This window comes from Sphingomonas sp. SORGH_AS_0438, assembly GCF_031453475.1.
Taxonomy (GTDB): domain Bacteria; phylum Pseudomonadota; class Alphaproteobacteria; order Sphingomonadales; family Sphingomonadaceae; genus Sphingomonas.
Window position 1 is genome coordinate 2,490,981 of the sequence record NZ_JAVIZS010000001.1, and the last position, 25,626, is coordinate 2,516,606.

Annotated in this window: 25 protein-coding genes; 8 read left to right on the forward strand and 17 right to left on the reverse strand. The window is 69.2% G+C overall.

The window, feature by feature from the left end; genetic code table 11:
• Window positions 1-29: 29 nt before the first annotated feature.
• Window positions 30-590 carry a nucleotide exchange factor GrpE gene (gene grpE, locus QE452_RS11685; RefSeq protein WP_125992859.1) on the reverse strand — a complete coding sequence of 187 codons (561 nt, stop codon included), beginning with the start codon at window positions 588-590 and terminating at the stop codon, window positions 30-32.
• 13 nt (window positions 591-603) lie between these two features.
• On the reverse strand, window positions 604-1,647 hold the full coding sequence (hrcA, locus tag QE452_RS11690; RefSeq protein WP_309657696.1) for a heat-inducible transcriptional repressor HrcA: 1,044 nt from the start codon (window positions 1,645-1,647) through the stop codon (window positions 604-606).
• 76 nt (window positions 1,648-1,723) lie between these two features.
• Between hrcA and rph the strand changes: the two genes are divergently transcribed.
• Together rph and rdgB are read left to right on the forward strand one after the other, a co-directional pair.
• Window positions 1,724-2,440, forward strand: a complete 717-nt coding sequence (gene rph, locus QE452_RS11695; protein ID WP_309657695.1) for a ribonuclease PH — start codon at window positions 1,724-1,726, stop codon at window positions 2,438-2,440.
• A complete protein-coding gene (rdgB, locus tag QE452_RS11700; RefSeq protein WP_309657694.1) occupies window positions 2,437-3,066 on the forward strand; it encodes an RdgB/HAM1 family non-canonical purine NTP pyrophosphatase in 630 nt (209 codons plus the stop codon). Before rph ends, rdgB begins: the two co-directional genes overlap by 4 nt.
• A gap of 42 nt (window positions 3,067-3,108) precedes the next feature.
• On the opposite strand, the gene QE452_RS11705 is transcribed toward rdgB, so the two are convergent.
• A complete protein-coding gene (locus tag QE452_RS11705; RefSeq protein ID WP_309657693.1) occupies window positions 3,109-4,410 on the reverse strand; it encodes a hemolysin family protein in 1,302 nt (433 codons plus the stop codon).
• A gap of 135 nt (window positions 4,411-4,545) precedes the next feature.
• Here QE452_RS11705 and QE452_RS11710 point away from each other — a divergent pair, with 135 nt between their 5' ends.
• Window positions 4,546-5,214 (forward strand): OmpA family protein, encoded by a 669-nt coding sequence (locus QE452_RS11710; RefSeq protein WP_125992854.1) that lies wholly within the window; start codon window positions 4,546-4,548, stop codon window positions 5,212-5,214.
• A 94-nt stretch (window positions 5,215-5,308) separates the two neighbouring features.
• Window positions 5,309-5,686, forward strand: a complete 378-nt coding sequence (locus tag QE452_RS11715; protein ID WP_309657692.1) for a hypothetical protein — start codon at window positions 5,309-5,311, stop codon at window positions 5,684-5,686.
• Window positions 5,687-5,947: 261 nt separating this feature from the next.
• Here QE452_RS11715 and QE452_RS11720 read toward each other — a convergent pair whose 3' ends face one another.
• The 10 genes from QE452_RS11720 to QE452_RS11765 form a co-directional block, all read right to left on the reverse strand.
• Window positions 5,948-7,429, reverse strand: a complete 1,482-nt coding sequence (locus tag QE452_RS11720; RefSeq protein WP_309657691.1) for an undecaprenyl-phosphate glucose phosphotransferase — start codon at window positions 7,427-7,429, stop codon at window positions 5,948-5,950.
• A gap of 76 nt (window positions 7,430-7,505) precedes the next feature.
• Entirely contained in the window at window positions 7,506-8,675 is a 1,170-nt protein-coding gene (locus QE452_RS11725) for a glycosyltransferase family 2 protein (protein WP_309657690.1), read from the reverse strand.
• Window positions 8,672-9,883, reverse strand: coding sequence for a glycosyltransferase family 4 protein (locus tag QE452_RS11730; protein ID WP_309657689.1), 1,212 nt, complete (start codon window positions 9,881-9,883; stop codon window positions 8,672-8,674). The genes QE452_RS11725 and QE452_RS11730 overlap by 4 nt, the downstream gene beginning before the upstream one ends.
• A gap of 170 nt (window positions 9,884-10,053) precedes the next feature.
• Window positions 10,054-11,520 (reverse strand): hypothetical protein, encoded by a 1,467-nt coding sequence (locus QE452_RS11735; RefSeq protein ID WP_309730071.1) that lies wholly within the window; start codon window positions 11,518-11,520, stop codon window positions 10,054-10,056.
• A gap of 163 nt (window positions 11,521-11,683) precedes the next feature.
• A complete protein-coding gene (locus tag QE452_RS11740) occupies window positions 11,684-13,069 on the reverse strand; it encodes an oligosaccharide flippase family protein (RefSeq protein WP_309657687.1) in 1,386 nt (461 codons plus the stop codon).
• Window positions 13,070-13,079: 10 nt separating this feature from the next.
• The gene (locus QE452_RS11745; protein WP_309657686.1) at window positions 13,080-14,324 is read right to left on the reverse strand and encodes a glycosyltransferase family 4 protein; all 1,245 of its coding nucleotides are present in this window, start codon (window positions 14,322-14,324) and stop codon (window positions 13,080-13,082) included.
• Window positions 14,324-15,130 (reverse strand): CpsD/CapB family tyrosine-protein kinase, encoded by an 807-nt coding sequence (locus tag QE452_RS11750; RefSeq protein ID WP_309657685.1) that lies wholly within the window; start codon window positions 15,128-15,130, stop codon window positions 14,324-14,326. Before QE452_RS11750 ends, QE452_RS11745 begins: the two co-directional genes overlap by 1 nt.
• Before the next feature lie 18 nt (window positions 15,131-15,148).
• The gene (locus QE452_RS11755; protein ID WP_309657684.1) at window positions 15,149-16,666 is read right to left on the reverse strand and encodes a Wzz/FepE/Etk N-terminal domain-containing protein; all 1,518 of its coding nucleotides are present in this window, start codon (window positions 16,664-16,666) and stop codon (window positions 15,149-15,151) included.
• Window positions 16,663-17,979: a hypothetical protein gene (locus QE452_RS11760; protein WP_309657683.1), complete on the reverse strand. Its 1,317-nt coding sequence runs from the start codon at window positions 17,977-17,979 to the stop codon at window positions 16,663-16,665. The genes QE452_RS11755 and QE452_RS11760 overlap by 4 nt, the downstream gene beginning before the upstream one ends.
• Window positions 17,976-18,584, reverse strand: a complete 609-nt coding sequence (locus QE452_RS11765; protein ID WP_309657682.1) for a polysaccharide biosynthesis/export family protein — start codon at window positions 18,582-18,584, stop codon at window positions 17,976-17,978. The genes QE452_RS11760 and QE452_RS11765 overlap by 4 nt, the downstream gene beginning before the upstream one ends.
• Before the next feature lie 168 nt (window positions 18,585-18,752).
• Here QE452_RS11765 and QE452_RS11770 point away from each other — a divergent pair, with 168 nt between their 5' ends.
• A complete protein-coding gene (locus QE452_RS11770) occupies window positions 18,753-20,354 on the forward strand; it encodes a tetratricopeptide repeat protein (RefSeq protein WP_309657681.1) in 1,602 nt (533 codons plus the stop codon).
• Window positions 20,351-21,094 carry a WecB/TagA/CpsF family glycosyltransferase gene (locus QE452_RS11775; RefSeq protein WP_309657680.1) on the forward strand — a complete coding sequence of 248 codons (744 nt, stop codon included), beginning with the start codon at window positions 20,351-20,353 and terminating at the stop codon, window positions 21,092-21,094. Before QE452_RS11770 ends, QE452_RS11775 begins: the two co-directional genes overlap by 4 nt.
• Window positions 21,095-21,150: 56 nt before the next feature.
• On the opposite strand, the gene QE452_RS11780 is transcribed toward QE452_RS11775, so the two are convergent.
• Window positions 21,151-21,990: an EpsD family peptidyl-prolyl cis-trans isomerase gene (locus QE452_RS11780; RefSeq protein ID WP_309657679.1), complete on the reverse strand. Its 840-nt coding sequence runs from the start codon at window positions 21,988-21,990 to the stop codon at window positions 21,151-21,153.
• 106 nt (window positions 21,991-22,096) lie between these two features.
• Between QE452_RS11780 and QE452_RS11785 the strand changes: the two genes are divergently transcribed.
• Entirely contained in the window at window positions 22,097-22,339 is a 243-nt protein-coding gene (locus tag QE452_RS11785) for an XrtV sorting system accessory protein (RefSeq protein WP_125992841.1), read from the forward strand.
• A gap of 44 nt (window positions 22,340-22,383) precedes the next feature.
• On the opposite strand, the gene epsI is transcribed toward QE452_RS11785, so the two are convergent.
• Window positions 22,384-23,139, reverse strand: coding sequence for an exosortase-associated protein EpsI, V-type (epsI, locus tag QE452_RS11790; RefSeq protein WP_309657678.1), 756 nt, complete (start codon window positions 23,137-23,139; stop codon window positions 22,384-22,386).
• Window positions 23,136-24,092 (reverse strand): exosortase V, encoded by a 957-nt coding sequence (xrtV, locus tag QE452_RS11795; RefSeq protein WP_309730074.1) that lies wholly within the window; start codon window positions 24,090-24,092, stop codon window positions 23,136-23,138. The genes epsI and xrtV overlap by 4 nt, the downstream gene beginning before the upstream one ends.
• Window positions 24,093-24,393: 301 nt before the next feature.
• Between xrtV and QE452_RS11800 the strand changes: the two genes are divergently transcribed.
• Window positions 24,394-24,864, forward strand: coding sequence for a TIGR02281 family clan AA aspartic protease (locus QE452_RS11800; RefSeq protein ID WP_309657676.1), 471 nt, complete (start codon window positions 24,394-24,396; stop codon window positions 24,862-24,864).
• A 169-nt stretch (window positions 24,865-25,033) separates the two neighbouring features.
• Here QE452_RS11800 and QE452_RS11805 read toward each other — a convergent pair whose 3' ends face one another.
• Window positions 25,034-25,519, reverse strand: a complete 486-nt coding sequence (locus QE452_RS11805; RefSeq protein WP_309657675.1) for a PilZ domain-containing protein — start codon at window positions 25,517-25,519, stop codon at window positions 25,034-25,036.
• Window positions 25,520-25,626 lie beyond the last annotated feature (107 nt).

The window sequence follows — 25,626 nt, forward strand, 5'->3', positions numbered from 1 at the left end:
CTCGACCGGCGAGCGGTGGTCCGGCGACATCAGCCGGCGGTCGGGGCCTTCGCCACCGCGACCAGCGCCGGGCGCAGCAGGCGGTCCTTGATCATATAGCCGGCCTGCATCTCCTGCACGATCGTGCCCGGCTCCGCGTCGCTCGGCATTTCCATCATCGCTTGATGCTGGTTGGGATCGAGCTTCGCGCCCATCGCCTGGATGCGGGTGATGCCGTGGCGGGTCAGCACGCTGTCCAGCTCGCGGCCGGTCGCGTCCAGGCCGGTGACCAGCCCCTTGAACCGCTCGTCCTCGCGCGCGTCGGCCGGGATCGCCGCCAGGCCGCGCGACAGGTTGTCGGCGACCGACAGCACGTCGCGGGCGAAGGCGGTGGCGGCATAGTTGCGCGCATCCACCACGTCCTTCTCGGCGCGGCGGCGCACATTCTGCATATCGGCCTGGGCATAGAGATATTGCTGCCGGGCCTCGGCCAGCTGGCTCTCCAGTTCGGCGATGCGCGCGGCGGCGGCGTCGTGCTCCGCCAGTTCGGGCGCGGCCTGGGCGGTCTCGGCGCGCAGAGTGTCGTCCTGCGTGTCAGTCGTATCGGTCATGTCGTTCCCTGTATCAGCCCATTAAACGGGCCAGCGTTGCGGCCGTGAAATCCACCATGGGCACGATGCGCGCATAGTTCAACCGCGTGGGGCCGATCACCCCCACCACGCCGACCACCTGCCCGCCCGGTCCGCGGAACGGCCGTGCGATCACCGACGAGCCCGACAGCGCGAACAGCTTGTTCTCCGCGCCGATGAAGATCCGCGTCGCATCGCCCGCCCGCGCGCTGTCGAGCAACGCCGCGATCTCCTGCTTGCCCTCCAGATCGTCGAGCAGGTCGCGCACCCGGTCAAGATCGGCGACGGCGGCGGCGTCGATCAGCCGCCCCTGCCCGCGCACGATCAGCACCGGCCGCCGATCGCCATCCTCCGACCAGACCGCCAGCCCGCGTTCGACCAGCGCGCGGCCGGCATCGTCCAGCGCGGCGCGGCCCGCCGCCAGTTCCTGTTCGACCCGCACCCGCGCCTCGCCCAGCGTCAGCCCGCCCAGCCGCTGCGACATGTAGTTGCCCGCCACGACCAGCGCGGACGGATCGATCCCGGCCGGCAGGTCGAGCACCCGGTTCTCGACCGATCCGTCCTCCGCCACCAGCACGGCGAGCGCCTGGTCCGGCGACAGCGGCACGAAGCCGATCGAACGCAGCCGCAACTCGCGCTTGGGCACCAGCACCAGCCCGGCACAGGCCGACAGGCCGGACAGCGCCGCCGTGGTCGCCGCCAGCGCCTCCTCGACCGGGCCGCCGCTGCGGCTGCGCTGCTCGATCTGCGCGCGTTCCTCGGCCGAGGGTTCGGCGGCCTGCATCATTCCGTCGACGAACAGGCGCAGGCCCCGGTCGGTCGGCACCCGCCCCGCCGAGGTATGCGGGCTGGCGAGCAGACCCAGCGCCTCCAGCTCGCCCATCACCCCCCGGATCGAGGCGGGCGACAGGTTGAGGCCCGAGGCGATGGCGATCGTCTTCGACCCCACCGGCATGCCGCTGGCCAGATAGCCATCGACGACAGCACGGAAGATCTCCCGCGCACGGTCGGTCAGTTCGGTGACGGGCGGGCTCATCATCCGCATGATCTAGGCTGGCCTGTTCCCGAACGGAAGGCTAGGCGTCGGCATAACCGACACTTGCAGGATAATGCCCATGCGCCCCAGCGGCCGCACCCCCGACCAGATGCGTGCGATCTCGATCCAGCCCCGCTTCACTCGTCACGCCGAGGGATCGGTGCTGATCGGCTTCGGCGACACCCGCGTGCTCGTCACCGCCAGCATCGAGGAGCGCGTGCCCCCCTTCCTGCGTGGCAAGGGCGAGGGCTGGGTGACCGCCGAATATGGCATGTTGCCCCGCGCCACCCATACGCGCGGCAATCGCGAGGCCGCCAAGGGCAAGCAGTCCGGCCGCACCCAGGAGATCCAGCGGCTGATCGGCCGCAGCCTGCGCTCGGTCGTCGACCTGAAGGCGCTGGGCGAGCGGCAGATCGTGCTCGACTGCGACGTGATCCAGGCCGATGGCGGCACCCGCACCGCCTCCATCTCCGGCGCCTGGGTGGCGCTGCGCCTGGCGGTCGACACGCTGCTCCAGAACGGCAAGCTGACCGCCGACCCGATCCGCCAGAAGGTCGCGGCCGTGTCCTGCGGCATCTACAAGGGCACGCCGGTGCTCGACCTCGACTATGACGAGGATTCGAACGCCGATGCCGACGCCAATTTCGTGCTGCTCGAAAACGGCCATATCGCCGAGGCGCAGGCGACCGCCGAACACGCCACCTATGACGAGGAGGCGCTGCTCCGCCTGCTCCGCCTGGCGCGGATGGGCTGCACCGAGATCTTCGCGGCGCAGGACCTGGCGGTGAAGGCATGAGCGGCGAGGGCGACGAGCCCCAGGCGATCCGCAAGCTGACGCCCGGCAAGCTGGTGATCGCCAGCCACAATGCCGGCAAGGTGCGCGAGATCGCGGCGCTGCTGGAGGGCCGCGGGCTGGACGTGGTGTCGGCCGCGTCGCTCGACCTGCCCGAGCCGGAGGAGACGGGCACCACCTTCGTCATGAACGCCGAGTTGAAGGCGCGGGCGGCGGCCGACCTGTCCGGCCTGCCCGCGCTCGCCGACGACAGCGGCCTGTGCGTCGACGCGCTGGGCGGCGATCCCGGCATCTTCTCGGCGCGCTGGGCCGGCGAGGACAAGGACTTCGCCCGCGCCATGGACCTGATCGAGACGCGCATCGGCGAGAGCGGCGACCACCCCGCCCGCACCGCGCATTTCGTCTGCGCGCTGGCGCTCGCCTGGCCCGACGGCCATGTCGAATGGTTCGAGGGGCGGGTCGACGGCACGCTGGTCCATCCGCCGCGCGGGGACAAGGGCCATGGCTATGACCCGATCTTCCAGCCCGATGGCCATGACGTGACCTTCGCCGAGATGGACGAGCCGCTGAAGAACCGGATCAGCCACCGGGGCGACGCGTTCCAGCAGATGGTCGCGGCCGTATTCTGACGACGGGCCGGGCGGATGACCCCGGTCATCCGCCCGTGCACGCTAGGCGCGGCTCACCAGCAGCTTGTCGATCCGGCGGCCGTCCAGATCGACCACCTCGAACCGCCAGCCCTGCTCGACGAAGCTCTCGCCCTCCGCCGGCAGGTAGCGGAACACCGCCAGCGCCAGCCCGGCGGCGGTGGCATAGTCGCGGTCCTCGGGCAGTTCGATGCCCAGTCGCTCCGCCAGCATGTCCGCCGCCGCCGTGCCCGCTACGAGCAGCGAGCCGTCGTCGCGCTGGACGATCGCCGGGCCGTCCTCCGACGACGCCTCGGCCGCATCGCCGCCGGCGATCGCCGCCAGCAGGTCGGCCGGCGTCACGATCCCTTCGAAATGGCCGTATTCGTCGTGGATCAGCGCCATCGGCACCTCCGCCGTCCGCAGCGTGACGAAGGCGTCGGGCGCGTCGACCTGGTCGATCACCACCGGCGCCTTGCGCATCAGCGCCGCCAGGTCGAGCGGCTCCTGTCGCAACAGCGCGGCGGCGATGTCGCGCGCCTGGACGACGCCCATGACCGAGTCGATCGAGCCGTCGCCGACCGGCAGCCGCGTATGCTGGGTCACGAGCAGCCGGGCGCGTACTTCCGCCTCGCCGGCCTGGAGGTCGAGCCAGTCGACCTCGGTGCGCGGCGTCATCACCTCGCGGACCGGCCGGTCGGCGAGGCGGACGACGCCGGAGATGATCGAGCGCTCATGCTCCTCGATCACGCCGGACTTGCTCGCCTCCGCGACGATCATCTGCAACTCCTCCGCCGTCACCTGCTCCTCGCCGCCCCGATCGAGCCGCAACAGGCGGAAGATCAGCGCGCTGCTCGAATCGAGCAGCCAGACCAGCGGCGCGGTGAAGCGCGCGATCCAGCGCATCGGGATGGCGACGCCGCACGCGACCGCCTCCGGCCGGCGCAGCGCGATCTGCTTGGGCACCAGCTCGCCGACGATCAGCGAGGCATAGGTGGTCAGCCCGATCACCAGCGCGAAGCCGACCGAGCGCGCGGTCGCGACGGGCAGACCCAGCAGTTCGAGGCGCGCGGCGGTGGGGGCGCCCAGGCTGGAGCCCGAATAGGCGCCGGCCAGGATGCCGATCAGCGTGATGCCGATCTGCACCGTCGACAGGAACTTGCCCGGATCGCCCGACAGCGTCAGCGCGGCGCGGGCCCCCGGCCGCCGGGCGCGCGCCATCGCCGCCAGCCGAGCCTTGCGCGAGGAGACCAGCGCCAGTTCGCTCATCGCGAAGACACCGTTCAACGCGACCAGCGCGAGGATGACGAAGACGTCGATCCAGGGAAAGGGAGGAAGCGGGGCCATCGGCGTGTCGGACGATCCTAGCGGGGGATCGGCCGGTTCGACAATCCGTAAACATCGGGTCAGGTGCGGTTCAGTGCGCAGGTGGAACAATCGCCGGCAAGACCGCATTGTTCAACGACAGCAAAGGGACACGACATGAAGACCCCCATCCTTCTCGCCAGCCTGGCCGCGCTGGTCGCGACCAGCGCCTGCACCACCGATCCCGAGACCGGGCAGCAGCGCATCTCCAAGACCGCGATCGGCGGCATCGGCGGCGCGCTCGGCGGCTATCTGCTCGGCGACATCGTCGGCGGCCGGCGCGACCGGACCGAGAAGATCGTCGGCGCGGGTCTCGGCGGCCTCGCCGGGGCCGGCATCGGCGCCTATATGGACCGGCAGGAACGCCAATTGCGCGAGCGCACCGCCGGCACCGACGTGCAGGTGATCCGCCGCGGCGACGACCTGGTGCTCAACATCCCGTCGGGCATCACCTTCGCCTATGACAGTTCGGCCGTGCAGCCGCAGTTCCAGCGCACGCTGGACCAGGTGGCGCAGACGCTGGCCGAATATAAGGAAACCTATATCGACGTGTACGGCCATACCGACGCGACGGGCAGCGACGCCTATAACCAGGCGTTGTCGGAGCGCCGCGCGATCGCGGTCGCGGACTATCTGGCCGGTCGCGGCGTGCAGGCCGCCCGCATCGCGACGCGCGGCTATGGCAAGACCCAGCCGATCGCCTCCAACGACACCGATGCCGGCCGCGCCGCCAACCGCCGCGTCGAGATCAAGATCGTGCCGATCCGGCAGAACGACCTGCGCTGATCACCGCGATCTCCTCTGAACCGCCGGGTCACTCGCCCATCATCGGGTGACCCCAGGCGGTGCGTATCGGGCAAGCTCGGGAGGACCCCATCGGATGCTTCTCACGGCACTATGGCTGGCATCCTCCCCGGCAGCCCAGCCCGATACGCAGCGGCCGCTGCCGCTCGACCTGATCCGGAAGGTGGAGAAGAGCCTGAAGCTGGAAAAATGCTTCGGACGTCGCGAGCCCCTCAGGCGGGAATATTCCTATATCGGCTGGACCGAGGGGATGGAGCAGAGGGTCGATCGGACCAAGATCGAATTTTGGGTCGCGGAGGCGGGCAAGGGGGCGAGAAAGCCCGGACTGTTCCTTTCCTTCCTTCGGCTGCCCACCCTCGACGACACTGATTTCCGATTCACCACGGGCGTGTACGACATCGCCAAGGGCCGCGTCGTCAGCGGGGGATGTTTCAGCAACAATCCGCCGCGTTGAAGTGAGGTGACATCGGACCCAATCACCATCGTCATTGCGAGCGGAGCGAAGCGATGCAGGGCATCCCGATCCGGCGCCGGGCCGCTTCGCGGCGCTTTCCATGACGGGCCGTCACCCCGTATCAGAGCAGGATGACATCGGTTTGACCCAAGCCGTCATTGCGAGCCGAGCGAAGCAGTCCATCACCGCGCGTGTGACGCCCTGGATTGCTTCGCTGCGCTCGCAATGACGATCCCAGGTCGGGCTTCCTGTAATCGGGCGCTAATACGCCGATTTGGGGAAGATCAGCGCGGCTATCGTGCGCGCCATGATGTACAGGTCGAAACCGACCGACCAGTGATCGATATAATAGAGGTCGTATTCGACCCGCTTCAGCAGCTTCTCGTCGGTATCGGTCTCGCCGCGCCAGCCATTGACCTGCGCCCAGCCGGTGATGCCCGGCTTCACCCGGTGGCGGGCCGCGTAATTCTGGGTCGCCTCGCTGAACAGCACGCCGGCCACGCGGGTCGAGGGCGCGTGCGGGCGCGGGCCGACCAGCGACATGTCGCCGAACAGGACGTTGAACAGCTGCGGGATCTCGTCGATGCTGGTGGCACGGATGATCCGGCCGACGCGGGTCACGCGCGGATCGCCCTGCCGCGCCTGGCTGATCTCGTCATATTGCAGCATGTCGGTGCGCATCGAACGGAACTTCCAGATGCGGAAGCGGCGATGGTTGAACCCCTCGCGCTCCTGCCGGAAGAAGACGGGACCGGGGCTGTCCAGCTTCACCGCCAGCGCCACCATCAACAGGAAGGGCGCGGCCAGGATCAGCAGGATCGAGCAGAGCAGCAGATCCTCGATCCGCTTGACGATCTGGTCGACGCCGCTGATCGGCCGCTCGAACACCGTCATCAGCGGCAGATGGCCGAGCATCACCATCGACTGGCCCGCCAGGGTGAAGGCGGACAGGTCGGGGGCCAGGCGGATCAGCACCGGGAACATCGCCAGCCGGCCGACCACGTCCTGCAACTCGTCGTCGCTGATATAGGGCATGGCGACGACGACCTGGTCGATCTCGCCCGCGCGGATATCGGCGAGCAACTGGGCCAGACCGCCGCGATGCGGGGTGCAGAGGCCGGGATGGATCGTGTCCGCCCCCCGGTCGTCATAGCAGCCGACCAGATCGACCGTCAGCATCGGGTTGGACTGGACATAGCCGGCCAGCCGCTGCCCCTGCGACGTCGCGCCCAGGATGGCGACGCGCTGGTTGAACACGCCCTGCCGCTTCATCCGCGACAGGATGCCGGTGGCGACGCCGCGCACCACGACCAGCGCGAAGCCGACCGACAGGAACCAGAAGATCGTCCAGCCGCGCGAAAACGCCTCCGACGCGCGCACGAAGAAGGCGAGCGTCAGCATAGCGATGCAGCAGCCCAGCCACGCCGCCGACACGCGCGGCCAGCTCGACCGCAGCGAGAAGCGGGCATCGACGTCGTAACAGCCCGCCAGCTCGGCGATCAGCGCGTAGAGGACCGAGCTGAGCCAGGCGACGCGGGCATATTGGTCGATCGGCGAGAGCAGGAAGACGGAATAGGTCGCCCAGATGCCCAGCAGGCTGACGACCAGCACCGTCAGCGCCTCCGCCACGCGGGTCGCCAGGCCGGCCATTTCCAGCAAGGCGGGCGCACGCTCGACCCGCCGGTCCTCTACCGGTGGACCGCCGCTTCCGGTCCCCTGCCGCAGGTCGGTTAATGGGCTCACGAGCGCTTCTTGCTCCCTGTTCGAATGCTTTGTCATATCGCGGGCGAGGTGACGGTCCGGTTAATCGATGGTGATGTCAATCACGGTCGGTCCGAATCCAGCTTCTCTCCCGCCGGAACAGGGCCGCTGCCGTAACGCCCAGCTTCCAGAGGATATAGCGTGGAATCGTCTGCCACCCCTTCAACAGGTCGCCGCGCCCGTGCAGCAGCAGCGACCCGAGCGTCGCGACCAGCGCCAGCACGGTCGGGATCGCGACCGTCGCCAGCGCCCCCCGGCCGATCCCGAACAGCGCGAGCAGCGACAGGAGCAGGATGGCCAGGATGTCGAGGGCGAGCAGCGGCAGGAAGGGCGGCGTCAGCAGATGCAGCCCCAACCAGGCGAGCGCCGGCCGGCCGCGCCGCAGCCCCTGCCCGATCACCGCCCCGGCATGATCGCCCGCGACCTGGAAGAAGCCCGATTCCCAGCGGCGGCGCTGCACCTCGGTGCCGCGATCCGAGCTGGTCGCGCTGGTGACGATGGCATGGGGATCGAACAGCGGCGGCGTGCCGTCCAGGCTGCTGCTGACGCCGAGCATCAGATCCTCGGCGACATGGCCGGTATCGAGCGGCAGGCGCAGGAAGACCGTCCAGGGGAAGGCCATGCCCGACCCGGTCAGCAGCGCGGGCGCCCCGATCCGCGAGCCCCCGAGCTGGCGCACCGCATTCTTGACGTAGAAGGCCGCGGCGGAAAAGCGCGCGGTGCTGGAGACGCTGTCGTCGACCGTCATCGTATAGGCGGCCTGCACCGGCCGGCCGCTGGCGATCGCCCGCGTCGCCAGCCGTGCGAGCGCGCCCGGGGCCGGCACGGTATCGGCATCGACCACGATCACGCAGGGCGGCGCATCGGCGGCGAGATGCGCGCGGCCGAAGTCGAGCGCGAAGCCCTTGCCGCGCCGGCTGGTGTCGTGCCGCTCGACCACCTCGGCCCCCGCCGCCCGCGCCACGGCGGCGGTCGTATCGGTGCAATTGTCGGCCACCACCAGCACGCGCATGGCCGGTGGCAGGGTGGCGAACAGGCCGGCGAGCATCGCGCCGATCCCCCGCGCCTCGTCATGGGCGGGGATCAGCACCACCCCCTCCGCCAGCGCGTCGAGCGTCGCGCCCTCGGGCCGGCGCGCGGGCATCATGCCCAATCCCGCCTCGACGACGAACACCATGGTCACGATCGCCAGCGGCAGGACCAGGATCAGGCACAGAAGGTCGATCATGCCGCCGCTCCCTCGCAGGCGCGCAGATAGGCGAGCAGCCGCGCCGCATTGCGTCGCACGTCATAGCCGGCGAGCGCCCGCCGACGCCCCTCCGCCCCCATGGCGGCGCGGCGTTCCGGGTCGACCGCCAGCGCCTCGACCATCGCATCGGCGAGGTGCTCGGCCGATCCGGCGGGCACGACCCAGCCGCAACTGGCATCGACCAGTTCGGGGACGCCGGCGATCGCGGTGGTGACGACGGGGGTGCCGACCGCCAGCGACTCCATGATCACCACCGGCAATCCTTCCGCGAAGCTGGGCAAGACCATCGCCTTGGCGGCGCGCAACTGTGCCGCCACGGTCGCGCCGTCGCGACTGCCCAGCAAGCTGATCTGCTCGCCCAGGCCCAGCCGTGCGATCTCCCGCTCCAGCATCGGCCGCAGGTCGCCGTCGCCGATCAGCGCGATGCGCGGCCGGATGCCCCGCTGCGCCAGCAGGTCGAAGGCATGGACCAGCACCGGCAGCCCCTTCTGCTCCGCCAGACGGGCGATGCAGCAGAAGTCATAGCCGGGCAGCGGCTCGACCCGGCTCGCCTCCAGCGCCGCGAAATCCGCGCCGCAGCCGACGATGCGGACCTTGTCCCAATGCTCCACCCCGGTCCAGCGCCACAACTGGCTGCGGCAGAAGGAGGTGATCGCCACCACCATCGCCGCATGCGCCGTCTTGGGCGCGATGGCGTTGCTGGGCGGATGGTCCAGCTCCTCCGGCCCATGGACGGTGAAGCTATAGGCCGGGCCGCCCATCCGCCGCGCCAGCATCGCCACCGTCGTCGCGTTGGTCGAGAAATGCGCATGGACATGGGTGATGCCCAGCGCGCGCGCGCGGCGGACGAAGTGGATCGCCTCCAGCAGCGCGGCGATGTGGCGCACGCCGCCATCGCCGGCAGCCTTGCGCACCTGCCACCACAGCGGCAGCACGCCGATCAGGCGCGGCAGGTTGGTCGCCAGCGCCAGCAGCAGCGACACGAGCAGCCCGGCGACATTGCCGCTGAGCAGATATTCCGTCTTCGCCTGTTCCTCGACATCGGTCGGCTCGACCAGCGTCTTGTCCCAGCGGCGGATGGCGAAGCGGGTGACCGGCTCCCCTTCCGCCTCGATCCCGCGAATCTCGCGCCGGATGAAGGTGGTGCTGGTCTGCGGATAGGTGTTGAGCAGATAGGCCAGCTTCATCGCGTCGTCTCCGAACCCCGATGGCGCCGGCCACCCCTCATGTGCGATCGGCCGCCGGCAACGTCACTTATGGGGCGGCTGACCATGATCATGCCGGCACCGTTACAGAAGCGGGTCACGATCGCCAACCGCCAGATTGGTGCGACGCACCATAAAAGCGACCGGGGCGATCATGGTGCCGCCGGACGCCCAAAGGCCAATGCCGCCCGGCGCTTAGGCGTCTGGTCGAGCGGCTGGCCGGCATATTCGCGGATGCCCCAGGCACCGCCGCCGCCCGCCGGACCGGTCGCGCTGTACAGCACCATCAGGTCGCCGACCTTCGCCTTCCACGCCGCGATATAGTCGCGGTACAGCCGCTCCATCTCCGGCGAACGATTGACCTGCTGGACCCGCTCGCCGCCGCCCGGCGTGAAGTCGGTGACATGCTGCCCGGCCTCATAGGTGATCAGCCGCTTGCCACGGCCCCGCACCAGGTCGAGCGTCTTCCAGGCCTGTGCCAGCACGTTCGCCTGTCCCCGGCGCAGCGACGCCAGGCGTTCGGGCAGCGGCGCCGTCAACGCCTCCCCCTTGTCGTATAGGAAATAGGGCGCGATCGCCACCGCATCGATCGCGTCGGGCAGCCCGGGATACGCCAGGATCTGCTCGGTGACCCAGGGATTGACCGCCTGCGATCCGGCGACCCGGACCAGCGCCGCCGGCCGGTCGGCGAAGACCGTCGACCATATCCGCATCGTCGCGATCGTCTTCTGGCTGTACCGCTTCAACAGCGCCTGGAAGCCGTTGCTGTCGAGTCCGGTGGCGAGCCCCTCCTTCTGAATCTGGTGCGCCAGCGGGAAGGCATAGTTCCATGGCTCGTTCGCCAGCTCGACATAGGCGCGGTGCCCCGCCGGCAGCCGGTCATGGACCAGCTTCGCCATCCGGGTGACGTAGTCCGCATCCGCGTTCCAGGGGATGGTGAACCACGGGTCGGCATCCGCCGCCTTGGCCAGCGCCAGCATATGTTCCAGCGCGACGCCCCGCGACCGGCTGGTCTGGTCGATGCTGTCGGGCAGCACCCGGTCGGCCCAGGTCACCGTCTCCGGATTGGGATTGGCGGCCGACCAGTCGAGGAAGCGTATCACGCCGAACGGCTTCATGCTCTCGATGAGCTGCGGCGCGAAGACCTGGTCGCGCGGTGCGCTCTTCTCCCGGCAATCCAGGTCGCGCACCGGATCGGTCGCGCTCATGTTCGACAGGTTCACCCAGTTCCGGCTGTTACCCTCCGGCGGCGGGGCGGCGGGCCAGTCGAAGGTCAGGCTGTGGTTGCCGCGGAAGAAGTTCTTGGGATGGCCGCCCACGCCCACATCGCCGGTGCCCGTCCAGGTGCAGCGGATCGTCACCGACCGGCCGGTGAAGACCGCCGATGGCGGGGTCATGATCCGGGCATAGCTCTTGCCGGCCGGCACCTGGAGGACCATGCCCTGGCGATCGAGCGCGCTGTCCGGCAACTCCTGCCATTTGTCGCCGGTATCGACCCAGCGGCTGCCGGTCAGCAGGTTCATGAACGTATATTCGTTGGAATAATAATGGGCGGACGCCGGGTTGATGCCCAGCTCGAACCGCGCGCCCTTGGCCCGGACCCGAATCGGCACCGGCATGCGGCTGGGCCTGACAAGCCGTCGGACCGGTGGCGAACAGCGCCAGGCTCAGCCATGCGTAACGATAGGACTTGGTCATCCAGCATCTCCTGCCGGCGGCCCTGTGCGGTCCGCCCTGGCGATTGGCCCCTTGCGAGTCCTGCCTTCCCCGGAGAACCGGGGATCAATGGATGTGGAACAGCATCCGGATCACCCATTGTCCCACCCATCCGGTCGCGATGCCACCCGCCCCGGAGAGCAGGATCAGCAATTCGCGCGGTATGTCCAGCAACCGGTGGCGCGCCAGCGCGGTCCACCCGAATATCTGCGCCATCAACTCGATCGTGCCGACCACCCAGATCACGCCGATCGGCCCGGCATAATGATAGGCCAGGGCTCCGCCCAGCACGAGATAGCCGAGCCGGGCGACATTGGCGGTGAAGGTGTAACGCTGATGGCCGGTGGCGATCATCACCTCGTTGATCGACGAGCTGCTCATCATGAAGAAGCTGGAGATCGCCAGGATGCCCAGATAATGGCCCGCCTGCAGATAGCGGGGATCGTACAGCAGCTCGACGAGCAGCTGCGACACGCCGATCAGCCCGCCGACCGCGAAGCCGTAGAGCAGGGCCGGCTTCATCCGGGTCGCGTAGAATTCGGTCCGCATCCGCTCCGGCGCGCGGCGCGCGACCTCGGCCAGGCGGGGATAGAGGACGCGGCCGACATAGCCGCTGACCAGTCCCACCGGCGCCGCCGCCAGTCCCGATGCCAGCATGTAGAGGCCGAACATCGCCAGCGGGAAGGTCTTGGACAGGACGATCTTGTCCGCCTGGCCGATCACCAGCGTCAGCATCGTCGATCCGGTGATGAAGCGCGAGAATTTCCACATCTCGCGCACCCGCTCGCGGCTGTAGCGCCAACGCCGTGCCGAATCGGGGAACATCGCATAGCTGAGCCACATGGACAGGATCAGCGTCATGTTGTTGGCGATGATGATCGCCCAATAGTTGCGGAAGATCAGAGCCATGCCGATCGTCGCGGTCATGGTGAAGATCTGGGTGCCGATGTCGATCGCGCTCAACCGCTTGAGCTGGCGATTGCGCACCGCCGTCACGGTGCTGAGCGCGCTGCACCCCTCGAAGAAGAAGAGCAGCCCGCCGACCGCGATCGGCCAGTGCAGCTCCGGCTTGCCGAGGAACTGGGAGATCGGCCCCGCCAGCAGGAACACGCCCGTCGTCAGGAGCAGCGACCGGATCATCCGGAGCGTCCACACCTCGTCCAGGAAGGTCCGCTCGTTGCTACGTTCGTGCCGCACGACGAAGGCGACGATGCCGATATCGGACAACAGGCCGAAGGTGACCGCCACCGACGAGATGACGCCGATCACGCCGAACGCCTCCGCGCTCAGCATCCGCGTCAGGATCATCGACCCGACGACGCGAATCATGTTCTGGATCAGCATCGTGCCGACGACGATGGCGGTATCGCCGGCAATCATCTTGCGCGCGGCGTCGATCGCCCCGGCCGGCGACAGGCGGGGGATGAAGGCGGGGATCAGGAAGGAACGCACGGCTACGCCGCTACGCGCTTCGGCCGGCAATGGCCAGCGCATAGCTGTCCTGCCAGCGGCTTAACAGGTCGCGCCAGCGGAAGCCCAATGCCTCCGCCTTGGCGCGTGCGCGTGCCGACATCCGGTCGGCCGCCTCGGGATCGGTGGCGAGATGCGTCATCCCGTCGGCCAGCGCGGCGACCACCGCCGGCTCGCCGCCATCGGGCGCGACCAGCACCGCCTCGCCCTTGCTCAACAGTTCGCGTGGCCCGGCCCAGTCGAGGCACAGGATCGGCAGGCCCAGCGTCATCGCCTCCTGATAGGCGATGCCGTTCGCCTCGGCGAGCGCCGGCTGGAGCAGTCCGCGATACGCGCCCAGCCGGTCGTACATCGCCGGCCCCGGCGTCATCCAGCCGTGGAAGGTCACCCGCGCCGCCACGCCCAGATCGGCCGCCAGCCGTTCCAGCGCGCCGCGCTCCTCGCCATCACCGATGATGTCGAGCGTGACGCGCGGATCGCTCGCCGCCACCGCGCGGATCGCCAGGTCGCAGCCCTTATAGCCGACCAGCCGGCCAACATGGACGAAGCGGAAATTCTCACCCTGCTGGCGGAAGCGCGCACGATCGACCAGCGCGTCGGGAATACCCGAATCGAGCGTCGGCACAAACCGCCGGGGCGAACAGCCGGCCAGCCGCAGCGACCGCGCGGTGCGATCGCCCCCCGCGACCAGCAGCGTCGCGCGATGCTTGCCCCGGAAGACCCGGCCCAGCGTCCATTGCAGCGCCGCGATCACCGCCTGCTTGGCCCCGCTGGCGCGGGGATCGCGCGCGGCGAAGGCGGGCGGATAGGAGACGTTGCCGTTGAGCGGCCCGATCACCACCGGGAAGCCGGGAAAGCGGAAATAGGGCAGGACCGGCGAGATGGGCGAGGTGAAATGCACCAGGTCGGGGCGGAAGCGCGCCGCCACCGCCTGCGCCAGCCGATGCAGCTGCCAGGCATTGAGCAGCGCGAGCAACGGCCCCGCCTTCATCCGGAACAGGCGAACCTGGAGCGGCGTGTCCTCGACATAGTCGATCGCGAGCTCGGGATAGTCGCGCGCCATTTCGTCGCGGACCCGGGCATGGGCGACCTGGCGCACCTCATGCCCGAGCGCGCGCAGCTCCAGATGGATCTGCAACGCCTTCAACCCCTCGCCGCCCATGCGGCGCGAGATATTGGGCGCGACGAGCAGGATGCGTCGCCGCGCGCCGGACGCCGCCGCCGCCGGACCGGTCATCAGTTATAATAGTCCGAGTAGCCGCTGCCCTTGCCATAGCCATAGCCGTAGTCGCCGCCGGCAAAGCCCTTGATATAGCGGTTCAGGACCGTGCCGAAGCAGCGCACCGATCCCAGCAGCCGGCGCGAGTCGCGCACCTGCTTGGCGGTGGTGACGCCATCCTCGACGACCATGATATAACCGTCGATCATCTCGCTGACGATCATGCTGTCGTCATTGGCGAAGACCGGCGGCAGGTCGCACAGCACCACCGCCTGGCCCGGGATCGCGCGCATCGACGCGATCAGCCCCTGCAACCGCGCGCTGGCGAGCAGTTCGGACGAATGCACCCGTGCCTCAGCGGTGGGATAGAGGGTCAGCCGCTCGCCCTCGATACCCCAGGCGATGGAGGCGAGGTCGTCGACCTCGCCCGCCAGATATTCGGTCATGCCCTGCCGGACCGGGATGTTGAACCGTTCCGCGACCGAACCGCGCCGCAGGTCGAGATCGACCAGCACCGTCTGCAATTCGGGCAGCCGCGCCAGCGAGGCCGCCAGGTTGCTGGCGACGAAGGTCTTGCCGACCTGCGGCGTCGCGGAGGTGATGCCGATCACGCGCACCCCCTCGCCCACCAGCCGCGCGATCTGGGTGCGCAGCAGGTTGAACGGACGCGAACGCTGGTCGCGGCTGCGGAACCCCACGATCGCCTCGCCCAACTGGTCGGCCGGGATCATGTGCCGGGGCGTGACCGGCAGCGGCGAGGTCGTGGCGTTCGGGCTGGCACTGGCCAGGGGAACCGCCCCGGCGGCCGGAGACTGATAGTTCATCTGCTGTCCTTTAGCCCGTTAGCCGGCCATGACGGCCGGGTCGGCCGCCCGCTTGCGCCGGTGGAACCAGCGACGCTTCGACTGGGTCGAGTCCGAATCATCCCCGTCCATGTCCGGTGCGGGACGCCGGCCGGCGATCTGCGGGATGATGACCATCGGCGGCTCGCCCGTCACCGACTGGAGCGAGGCGACGCCGCGGATCGGCCGCATGATGAACTCGAGCACCAGGGCGATGCCCAGGCCGAGCGCCGCGCCGGCGACGATGCCGCCCAGCGCCAGCAACGGGCGGTTGGGCCAGGTCGGCCGGTCGGGCGCGACCGGGGGATCGATCACGCTCAACCGTTCGCCGCGCTGCTGCTCGGTGATCCGGGCACTGCCGCGCGCATTGATCAGATTGGTCTGCACCGTCTGGTAGTTGGTGCGCAGCCCGTCGGCCTTGGCCTGGAGCTGGGCGATCTGCTCGTTGACCGCCGGCGCCTTGGCCTGCGCATTGGCGAGCGCGGAGGTGCGCGCCGAATCATTGCTCATCGCCGCCTGGAGGCTGCTGATCGCCGCCGCGTTCGAGGCGATCTGGCTGCGGATCGCCGAATCGGTGTTCGACCGGGCGACACTGGCCGCGGCGAACTTGCGCGCCTCGGCCAGCCGCTGCCGCGCCGCCAGCACGTCCGGATGGGTATCCGAATAGACCGCCTGCGCCGCGGCCAGCTGCGCTTCCGCCGCCTGCACCGAGGGATCGCGGTCGGTGGCGTTGGCCTGCAGCTTCAACTGCGCCTGGAGCTGGGCATTCTCCCGCTGCAACCCCGCGATCTGTGCCTGATAGCCGCCGCCCGCACCGCCGCCCAGCATCATCATGCCGCCGGTCGACAGGGCCATGCCGTTGGCGGCCTTGATCGCCTCGATCTGCCGCTCGATCGCGTTGATCTGGCCGACCAGCCCGTTCGCCTGGTCCTGCAGGAACTCGACCGTGCCGGTCGCCGCCTGCGAGGTCTGGGCCGCATCCAGCTTCACCAGCCGCTCGACGAAGTCCTGCGCGACGACCTGGGCCTTTTGCGGGTCCGGATAGTCGAAGGTCAGGCTGAAGGCGATCGTATTGGTGCCGCCGGGGCCGGTCTGGATATCGGCGCTGACCGGCGACAGATTGGTCGCCTTGCGCATCTTGTCGATGACCTCGGACAGCGGCTTGGACGCGCGCTCATCGGGATAGAGATTGTTGTTCTCGATCAGCTCGATCAGGTCCGGCCGGCTGAGCACCTGCTGACGGATCTTGGCGATGCGCTGGTCGATCAGGCTGGTATTCTGCTGCTGCCCGACAAGCTGCGCGGGCAGTTCGGGCGATTCGACCAGCAAGGTCGCGGAGGATCGGTAGCGCGCCGGCAGCAGCACCGCCGCCGCCAGACCGACGATCGTGCAGAGCACGGTCGGCACGATGATCCACCACCGCCGCTGCCACAGGATGGAGGGCAGATAGGCGATCAGGTCGCCGCCGCCCTCGCTGCCGTCGGTGTCGGCGGAGTAACCCGAATATGCGTCGTTCATCGTTGTCCGCCCAAGGATAGGGTGAGACCCAGCCGCCCGAAGACGCTGTCACCGCCGGTGCTGCCACCGGCGGTTCGGAAGCCACTGGAGATGTGGCGATAGCCGGCCGAGGCCAGTGCCGACAGGTGGCGCCCCAACTGACGCTGGTAGCTGCCGTCGACCGAGGTGAAGTCCTGATTGGCCGGCAACACGCCCTCCGACAGGGCCGGCGTGCCGTTGGCGACGTGATTGTACCGCGCCGACGCCGAGACGGTCGACACCTCGCTCAACCGATAGCCCAATGTGGCGCCGGCCGTGGTCTGGGTGCGAACGCCGCCAAAGCCGGTCACGCTCGGCTCGCGCGAGGCGAAGAGACAGACATTGCCGCGTTCCGAATAGGTCCGGCACAGGGTGCCTTCCGCGGATACGGTCACCGAGGTGCCGCTGATCCGGTCGTGCACGATCGCGCCGCCCACCGCCGCGTTGAGCGTCCAGCGCGGCGACAGCGTGCGGTTATAGGTCAGGCGCGGCGTGAAGAAGGAGGAGGAGAAGCCGCGATCATAGTCGACGAACGTGGCCGACACCTGCACGCCGACCGACGACAGCTCGTTGATCGAGCGGCTGAACCCGGCATTCGCGCCATATTGCGTGAAATTGCCGAGCAGGATCGACTGGCGCTGCTCGCCCGGATAGGTCGAGCGCGAGGCGTTGACGCCGCCGAAGAGGCTGGTCCGCTCGCTGAGGAGATAGGAGGCGCTGGCGGAGGTGGAGAGCGTCTTGCGCCGCTGGCGCAGACCGATCAGGCCGATATCGCCGTCCACCGGGATCGTCACCACCGGCGCGGTGCCGATCGGCGCCGACACCACCGGCAGGCTGCCCGAACCGCTCGCGCCCGAACCGATACCCGAACCGGCCGCGCCGCCTGTGACCGGCACGACCTGGCCGATCGGCGCGAAATTGCCCGCACCGCCCAGGACCGAACTGTCATAGCTGGCGGCCACGTCGATGCCGGTCCGCGCGTCGAACTGCTTGTGGCCGTTCGCCGAGGCCTGATAGCCGTTGTTGCTGCCGTAGCGGGTGAAGAAATCCTGGCGGTTGTACGACCCCGCGATCACCGCCCGGTCGACACCATCGACGAAGGTGATCGACGGCATGACGTTCAAGGTCGTCGAGGCGCTGCCCTTCGCGCCACCGGCCCCCAGGAAAGGATTGCTGTCATAACCCACGCCGCCCGCCACGGTCAGCGCGGGGACCGTCCGGACCTGTGCGGCGACGCCGAGCGGCGCGACCGCCGCGCCGGTGGCGGCGACCAGCCAGAAGGACCGACGAATCACGGAACGACGACCGTGTCGCCGGCCTGGAGCACGGGCAGGCCCGCCAGATCGCGCTGGCTGGGATTGCCGCGCAGCGCGTCGGTCAGCCGCAGGCGGATCGGGGTCAGACCGCCGCCCTGCTTGCGCATGATCACCACGTCGTTGGTCTGCGCGAACTCGCTGGGACCGCCGGCAAGGCCGATCGCCTCCAGCACGTTGACATATTTACCCGGCGCGAAGGTGCCGGGCGAGCGCACCTTGCCCATCACCGAGAAGCTGAAGCCGCTGGGCGCGGTGATCGACACGGTCACCTGGGGCACCTGCTCGCGGAACTGGCTGGCGAGCCCGCGGGTGATCACCTGCTCCAGCTCGCTCGGCAGCTTGCCCGCCGCCTCGACCCGGCCGACCAGCGGGTAGGAGAAGCTGCCGTCGGGCAGCACCTTGACCACGCGGCGCAGGCGATCCTCGCCCCAGACATAGACTTCCAGCTCGTCGCCCGGATTGATCCGATAGGGAGCCGCCGTGCCGCTCTGCGCCGCCGCCGCCTTGCCCGCTTGCGCCAGTGCCGCCGTGCCGCCCGTGGTCGACGCAAGCGCCAGCACGAGCGCGCCAGACGCCCGCAACATCACCATCCTCATCGCGATCCCCTTCGACGCTTGTACCGGTACGGGCTTGCCTTACCCGCTCGACCGGGGAAAAGCCATATGGGACGGTGGATTGGGCTGACATGGCCCGGATAGGGACATATGCGCGATCTGACAGCTTTCAGAAAGAATTCAGCGCTATGGCCGCGCTTGCGCCGCCCGGGACGGCGGCGGACCGCGACGCCGGTGCTGGCGCTCGCACTGGCGCTGGCGGGGTGCCAATCCGCCAACGAACGCGCCGCCGCCGCCCAGGCCCAGGCGCAGCAGCTGGCTGCGATGGGCGATTATCGCGGGGCGCAGATCCAGTTCGACAAGGCAGTGCAATTGCGCGACAATTCGCCCGATCTGTGGATCGCGCGCGCGCGCAACCAGATCCAGCTCGGCAATTACAACGGTGCCTTCGCCTCGTTCCGCGCCGCGCTTGACCAGGATCGATCGAACCGCGAGGCGATCGACGCGCTGGCGCAGCTGTCGCTCGCCAGCAACGCGCTGGACGATGCGGGTCGCTATGCCGACCAGTTGCTCGCCATCGACCCCGGCAGCCTGAACGGCCGGTTGGTGCGGGCCACGGTGGCCCTGCGGCGCGGTCGGCTCGACGCGGCGGAGCAGATGAGCAAGGCGCTGCTCTCCGAACAGCCCGACCAGGAGGTGGTGCGCGTGCTGGCCAGCCGCATCGCCGAGCAGCGCGGCGACCTGAAGCAGGCGGTGGCGCTGATCGCGCCGATCTTCGCGCAAGGCGGCGGCAGCCCCGACCTGCGCCGACAGCTCGCCTCGCTCTACCAGCGCGGCTACGACACCCGCGCGCTGCTGGGCGTCGCCCGGCGCGAAGCGGACGCGCGCGCGACCGATCGCGACGCGCAGATCGCGCTGGCGCGGGTGCGGGTGCTGCTGGGACAGGACGACGCCGCCGCCACGACGCTGGCCACGCTCTACAAGTCCGATGCCGACGACGCGTTGCGCGACGCCACCGTGACGATGCTCGCCGACACCGACGTCGCGCCGGCCCGGCTGGCGGCGGCGCTGACGCGGATTTCCGCCCCCTCGCCCGCGCTGATGCTCGCGGTCGCCGAATATGCGGTCCGGCGGGAGGATTGGGCGACCGCGCGCCGGCTGCTGGCCACCTATGCCGGACAGGCGCCGACCGCCGCCACCACCGATGCGCAGGGGGCGCTGGCGGCGGCGCTCGCCGGATCGGGCGATGCGGCGAACGCCACCCGCCTGGCCAATGCGGTGCTGGCGTTCGACGAGGACCAGCCCATGGCCCTGACCGCGCGCGCCACCGCCGCCCTGGCGGGGGGGGACACGAATGCCGCGCTTCGCGACGCGCGCGTGATCATGCGCGACGATCCCGAATCGCCCTATGCCTATGCGCTCCTCGCCCGCATCTACCGCGCGCAGGGCGACACGCTGCTGGCGGACCGGACGCTGGCCGATGGCGCGCGGGCGGCGGTGGACGATTCGACGATGCTGCGGCTCTATGCGACGATGCTGGCCCAGCGCGACCGACTGGACGAGGCCTTGTCGCTGGCCCGCGCCTTCACCCTACGCAATCCGATGTCCGCCTCCGCCTGGGCGACCCGGCAGCGCCTGTGTCGCGCCGGGGGCGACGGCCCCTGCACGGCGCGAAGCACCGCCATCCTCGCCCGGCTGCACGGGCAGAGCGTATCGGTCCCGCCACCCCCGCCGGAGGAGACGACCGGCTCGCCGGATTATTCCGCGCCCCTATCCGACGACGGAGATTCGACACCATGACCCGGACCCGATTCATCGGCGTGGATTATGATCCGCTGACGCTGGACGACCTGCTCGAGCAGTTCGGCCAGCGCCCGGCCGAGGCCCGCTTCGCCTATCTGGTCACGCCCAATGTCGACCATGTCGTGCGCCTGCACGACCCGATGCCCGATGGCGATGCGGTCTGGGCCGCCTATCGCGGGGCGGAATGGTGCGTGTGCGACAGTCGCATCCTCGCCGCCCTCGCCCGGCGGCAGGGGATCACCCTGCCGGTCGCGCCCGGCAGCGACCTGACCGCCATGATCCTGGAGCGGCTGTGCCGGCCGGGTGACCGGATCGCAATCATCGGTGGCCGGGCGGAGACGGCCGAGCGGTTGCGGACGCGCTATCCGACGCTCGACATCGTCCATCATGCGCCGCCCATGGGGCTGCGCCGCAATGCCGCCGCGCTGGAGGCCGCCGCGCAATTCGCCGCCGGGACGGGCGCACGCTTCCTGTTCCTGTCGGTCGGCTCGCCGCAGCAGGAGCTGCTCGCCGCCCGCATCGCCGCACAGCCGGGCGCGACCGGCATCGGCCTGTGCGTCGGCGCGGCGATCGAATTCGTGGTCGGCGAGCAGACCCGCGCGCCCGAACTCGTGCAGCGCCTGCATCTGGAATGGGCGCACCGGCTGCTCGGCAATCCGCGCCGGATGTGGCGGCGCTATCTGGTCGAGGGGCCGCGCATCTTCCTGCTCGCGCGTCGCCACCGGTCGCGCGGCTGAACGAAAAAGGGGCGCGCCACGCGGCACGCCCCTTTTCCCGTCGTCGCGGGCGAAGCTTACTTCTTCGCCGCGCCGCCCTTGGCATCGGCGGGGGCGAAGCCCGGCTGATATTCGATCTTCGCGGCGGCGCGGGCCTGCTCGACCTGCTTCTTGGCGATGTCCGACACGGCCTGGCGGCGGATCGCCTCGGCCGCGATGCGACGGGCCTGGTCGCCATTGATCGGCTGGACCTGCGGCGCGCCCAGGACGCTGACGATCACGCGGCCATTGGCGGCGAGAACGAACGGCTCGCCGGCGGGCAGGCGCTTGATCTGCGCCAGCAGCTCCGGCGGCGTCGCGGCGGTGTCGAGCTGGCCCTTCTGGCGGGCGAACTGGATGCCCATCTGGGTCAGGCGCGCGGCCACCGCGTCGAGCGTATGGTCGGCCTCCAGCGCCTTCAGGCGCGACGCGTCCTCAGGCTGGGCGAAGACGATCTGGTCGGCCGGGTAGATGGTGCGGCTGGCGAACATGTCGGGATGCGCGGCGATATAGGCGTCGATATCGGTCTGGCTGGGCACCGGCACGTTCTTCGTCACCTGGTTGCCGAGCATCGAGATCATCAGCTCGTCGTTCATCCGGCGCTGGCGCTGGAGGAATTCGGGATCCTTGTCGATGCCGCGATCATGCGCCTGCTGGACCATCAGCTTGCGGTTGATCAGGTTCTGGAGCGCGGCGGCGCGCAGCGCGGTCTTGTCGCCGCCCTGGGGGGCGTTCTGCAGCTCGCTGTTGAGTTCGGACAGCGAGACTTCCTCGCCATTCACCACCGCCACGACCTGACCGGTCGCGGCGCGCTTGCACCCGGAGATCGAGACGGCGGCCGTCGCCAGCAGCGCGACCGTGATCATTTTGGAACGCATAACCTTCTTCCACTCCCCACCATCGTCCACTAACCGGGACGAAGCCTAGAAAATCTTACTGCAATGCCTGTACAGGCCGATTCGACGATTTGGAAGGAACGCCTAGATGCAGACTATCTACGATTGGGTTACGGTGGCGTTCTTCGCGGGCCTGGTCGTGCTGCTGCTCCAGCGCTCGATCGGACCAGAGGAATCCCAGGATTCCATGTATCATTATATCGCCCCGGCGCTGGGCTGTGCGGTGACCAATTGGCTGGGCAATAACGGTTACGACATCTTCGCCGTTCTCGTCTTCGTCGCCGCCCTCGCCTATACCTGGTATTTCCTGAAGCCCTTCGCGCGCGCCTGATCGAGGCGCGACCGGCCGGCCCGTCGCCCCGGGCCGGCCGCCGATCAATGCGGGCCGATCAGCATCTTGCGACCGGCGGGGCCGACCGTCTTCACCATCGTCTGGACGAAATGCGTCAGCGCCGCGACCGCTTCCTCGCGATCCTCGGCGATGACCGAGACGCGCGCGAGCAGGCCGTCGGGGATGTAGCCCTGTAGATTGGCCTTGGCCATGAACAGCCGCTGGTCGAACCAGCGGATCGGCATGTTCGGCCCGACGCGCGTCCAGTAGAAGACATATTCCCGCCGCGCGCCGCGATCCGCGACCAGGAAACGGCCATGGATCGCGAAGGACGGGTTGATCGGGATCGCCATCGCCTCATTGTCGAGGATGGTGAATCCGGCCGCCGGATAGCAGACCTCCGGCCGGTGGACCTGGAGCCGCCCTTCCTGCACGCTGCTATAGGCCAGCACCATCATCACCTGCGGACCGTTATCCTCCGCATAGATGCGGGTCAGCAACTGCTCGTAGAGGAAGCGCGACAGCTGGTCCTGCGGCGGCAGCACCAGGCCCGACGCGGTGACATAGGTCCAGGGCCCCACCTTGTCCGGGAAGAGCGCCGCGAACGACTTGTCGGTCATGCGCGCCACGCTGCGCCGGGGAACGTAGAGCTCCGACACCGCGACCGTCGCGCCCAGCGCCAGGCCGATCATCATCTTGCGGCGCGAGATCGGGTCGCCCTCGCGCACCGGCACCGCATTGGGCGCGGACTCCGGTCGAGCGACGGCGGGATCGAAGGGCGGCGTGGCGGCGCTGCTCATGCGGTCATCCAGCCCATGCGGGTGCCGATCATCGTCAATACCTTGTCGATCAGGAAGATGGTGAGCACCGACACCACGAACATGAACAGGCCGGCCGCTTCGTGCAGGAAGCCCTGCGCCACCGCTTCACCCGCATAATAGGTGAGCAGCACCAGGATCATCACGCGCAGGAAATTGGCGAAGACCGCGATCGGGAAGATCATCATGATCAGCAGCAGCGTATAGCGCCAGCTCGCATTGTGGCGGAGATAGACGTAGAAGCTGCCGATCGCGGTCAGGCTGATCAGCGAGTTAAGCCCGGCGCAGGCGGCGGCGATCAGCAGTTCGAACTGGCCGATATAGATGCTGACGCCCGAGGTCGCGACCGGCAGGCCGAGATTCGAGAGCAGCCCGACCACCGCCTTGGAGATGCCGAGCTTCACCGGCTGGGTCGCGATGTCGACGAAGGTGTCGGGGATCGGGATCAGGAAGATCGAGTAGAGGATCGGGAACCACAGCACGCCCAGCGTGCGCGCGCCGCCGACCGCATAGAGCACCGCGACCACCGCCAGATAGGCGGCGAGCCCGCGCACCTCCATCAGCCCGGTCACGCGCGCGGCGATATAGAGGAGCAGCGGCGGCGCCAGCGCCAGCGCCGCCGCCCAGGCCTTGGGCGGCACCGCGACGATCGCGGCGCGGCGGGCGCTGCGGGCGAAGATCCAGATCGCGGTGGCGAAGACGATCGGCGCATGCGCGGCCTGATCGGTGCCCCAGCCGCGCGACGCGACGTCGTACAGCGTCGGCGCGACCAGCGCGATGATCCCGAGCCAGAAGATCGGATTGCGGCGGAAGCGGTTCCAGACCAGCGTCGCAAAGGCGAGCAGGTCCGGATTCTGCCGGACGGGCGTGGCGCGCTTGCCTGTGGTGGTCGGGGCGGGCGCGGCGTCCCCGTCGTCGACGGGGGTGACCGGCATGGCGTGTGGCGACGAACTCAGATTCATAATCCCGGCAATCATGACCCAGCAAAAGTTAAGGGCGTCATTATGATCCGGAAGCGCCGGCGCGATCGATCGGGCGGGATGCTGTCCTGCCCACTGCCCACCGGCGTCGCCATCCTTCCCCTTGGGGGTCAATCTCTAAGGTCGCGGCCGCACCTTGGCAATGGCCGGCCCGTGCCCGGCCTGTCCCGTTCCGGCAGGGATCAAATCAATCTTCATCAATGGGTAACCATGATACCGACCGCTTCCTTTACGGCCGGTCGCGCATGGTCGGGCCATGCCGCTGCTCGTATCCCTGCGCCTGATTCCCCTGGTCGCCGCCGCGCTGGCGGGTGGGATATCCCCGGCGGGCGGCGTGGCGTCGAGGGGGCAGGCGCCATCCCAGGCCCTGCCGGCCGTGCGGGTCGCGCAGGATCGCGATGGCCTGTTCCGCCTCACCATAGCGGCCAATGGCACGGCGGTGCGCTTCGTCGTCGACACCGGGGCGAACGTCGTCGTGCTGACGCCGGAGGATGCCAGGCGGATCGGCGCGCAACCCCTGGCCGATACCGGCCAGCGTCTGCGCACGGCCGTCGGCGACTCGGCAATGGTCGAGGCGCGGATCGAGGAGCTGGTGATCGCCGGCCGCCGCCTGGGCCCGGTCCGCGCGGTGATCGCACCGGGCGCGCCCAGCTCGCTGCTGGGGCAGAATGTGCTGGGACAGATCGAATCGGTGACGCTGCGCGGCGATCGGCTGGAGCTTCGCTGAGCCGCCGACCGGTGTTCGGCTGCAAACACGCCAGTGGTCAAGCGAAGGCGTGTCGCCATGACCGCCGGACCATCACATGCGGGAGGCCGAGCGGATTATTTCTACGAGTCTCCCGCGCCTCCGATCGGGGGCGCGGTCCGGGCGGATCGGTCGGGCGGTCGCCCTGCCCTCAGCCGAACAGCAACCGACCGGCCGCGACGACCGCGATCCACGGCAGGGCCAGGCCGGTCAGGATGATGACGCCCCGGAACTTGCGCACGCTCTGCTCGAAGGCGTCGAGCGGCGGCGTCTCGTCGGCGGCATAGCGGATCATCTCCGGCGGGCCGAACGCGGCCGCGACCACCGTGCTCGGCGAGGATTGCAGCGCCAGCGGGTGCGAGGCGAGCGGCACGTCGAACCGGCAGCCATAGCGATCGCCCGCACGGCGCACGACCTGCGCGCTCTGCCGGCCGATCCCGGCGATGCCGAGCGACACCGACGCGCCGATCGGCAGATAGTCCGCGCAGGACATGCGGAAGCCGGTGACCGACAGCTGGTCGACCACCACGTCCAGCGGTCGCTGGTCCTGCCCGCGCAACGTCGCGTCGAGCTGGACCTCATGCCGTTCGGCGGTCCGGTTATCGTCTTCGCGGTACAGTTTCGCGGTCAGTGCCATCGCACGCCCTTTCCTACTAGGCCTGCAGCATTAGCCGCAGGCTGGTTAGGGCGCCGTAAAGCGCAAAGGTGAATCCGGCGGTAACCAGGACCGCCGGACTCCTTACA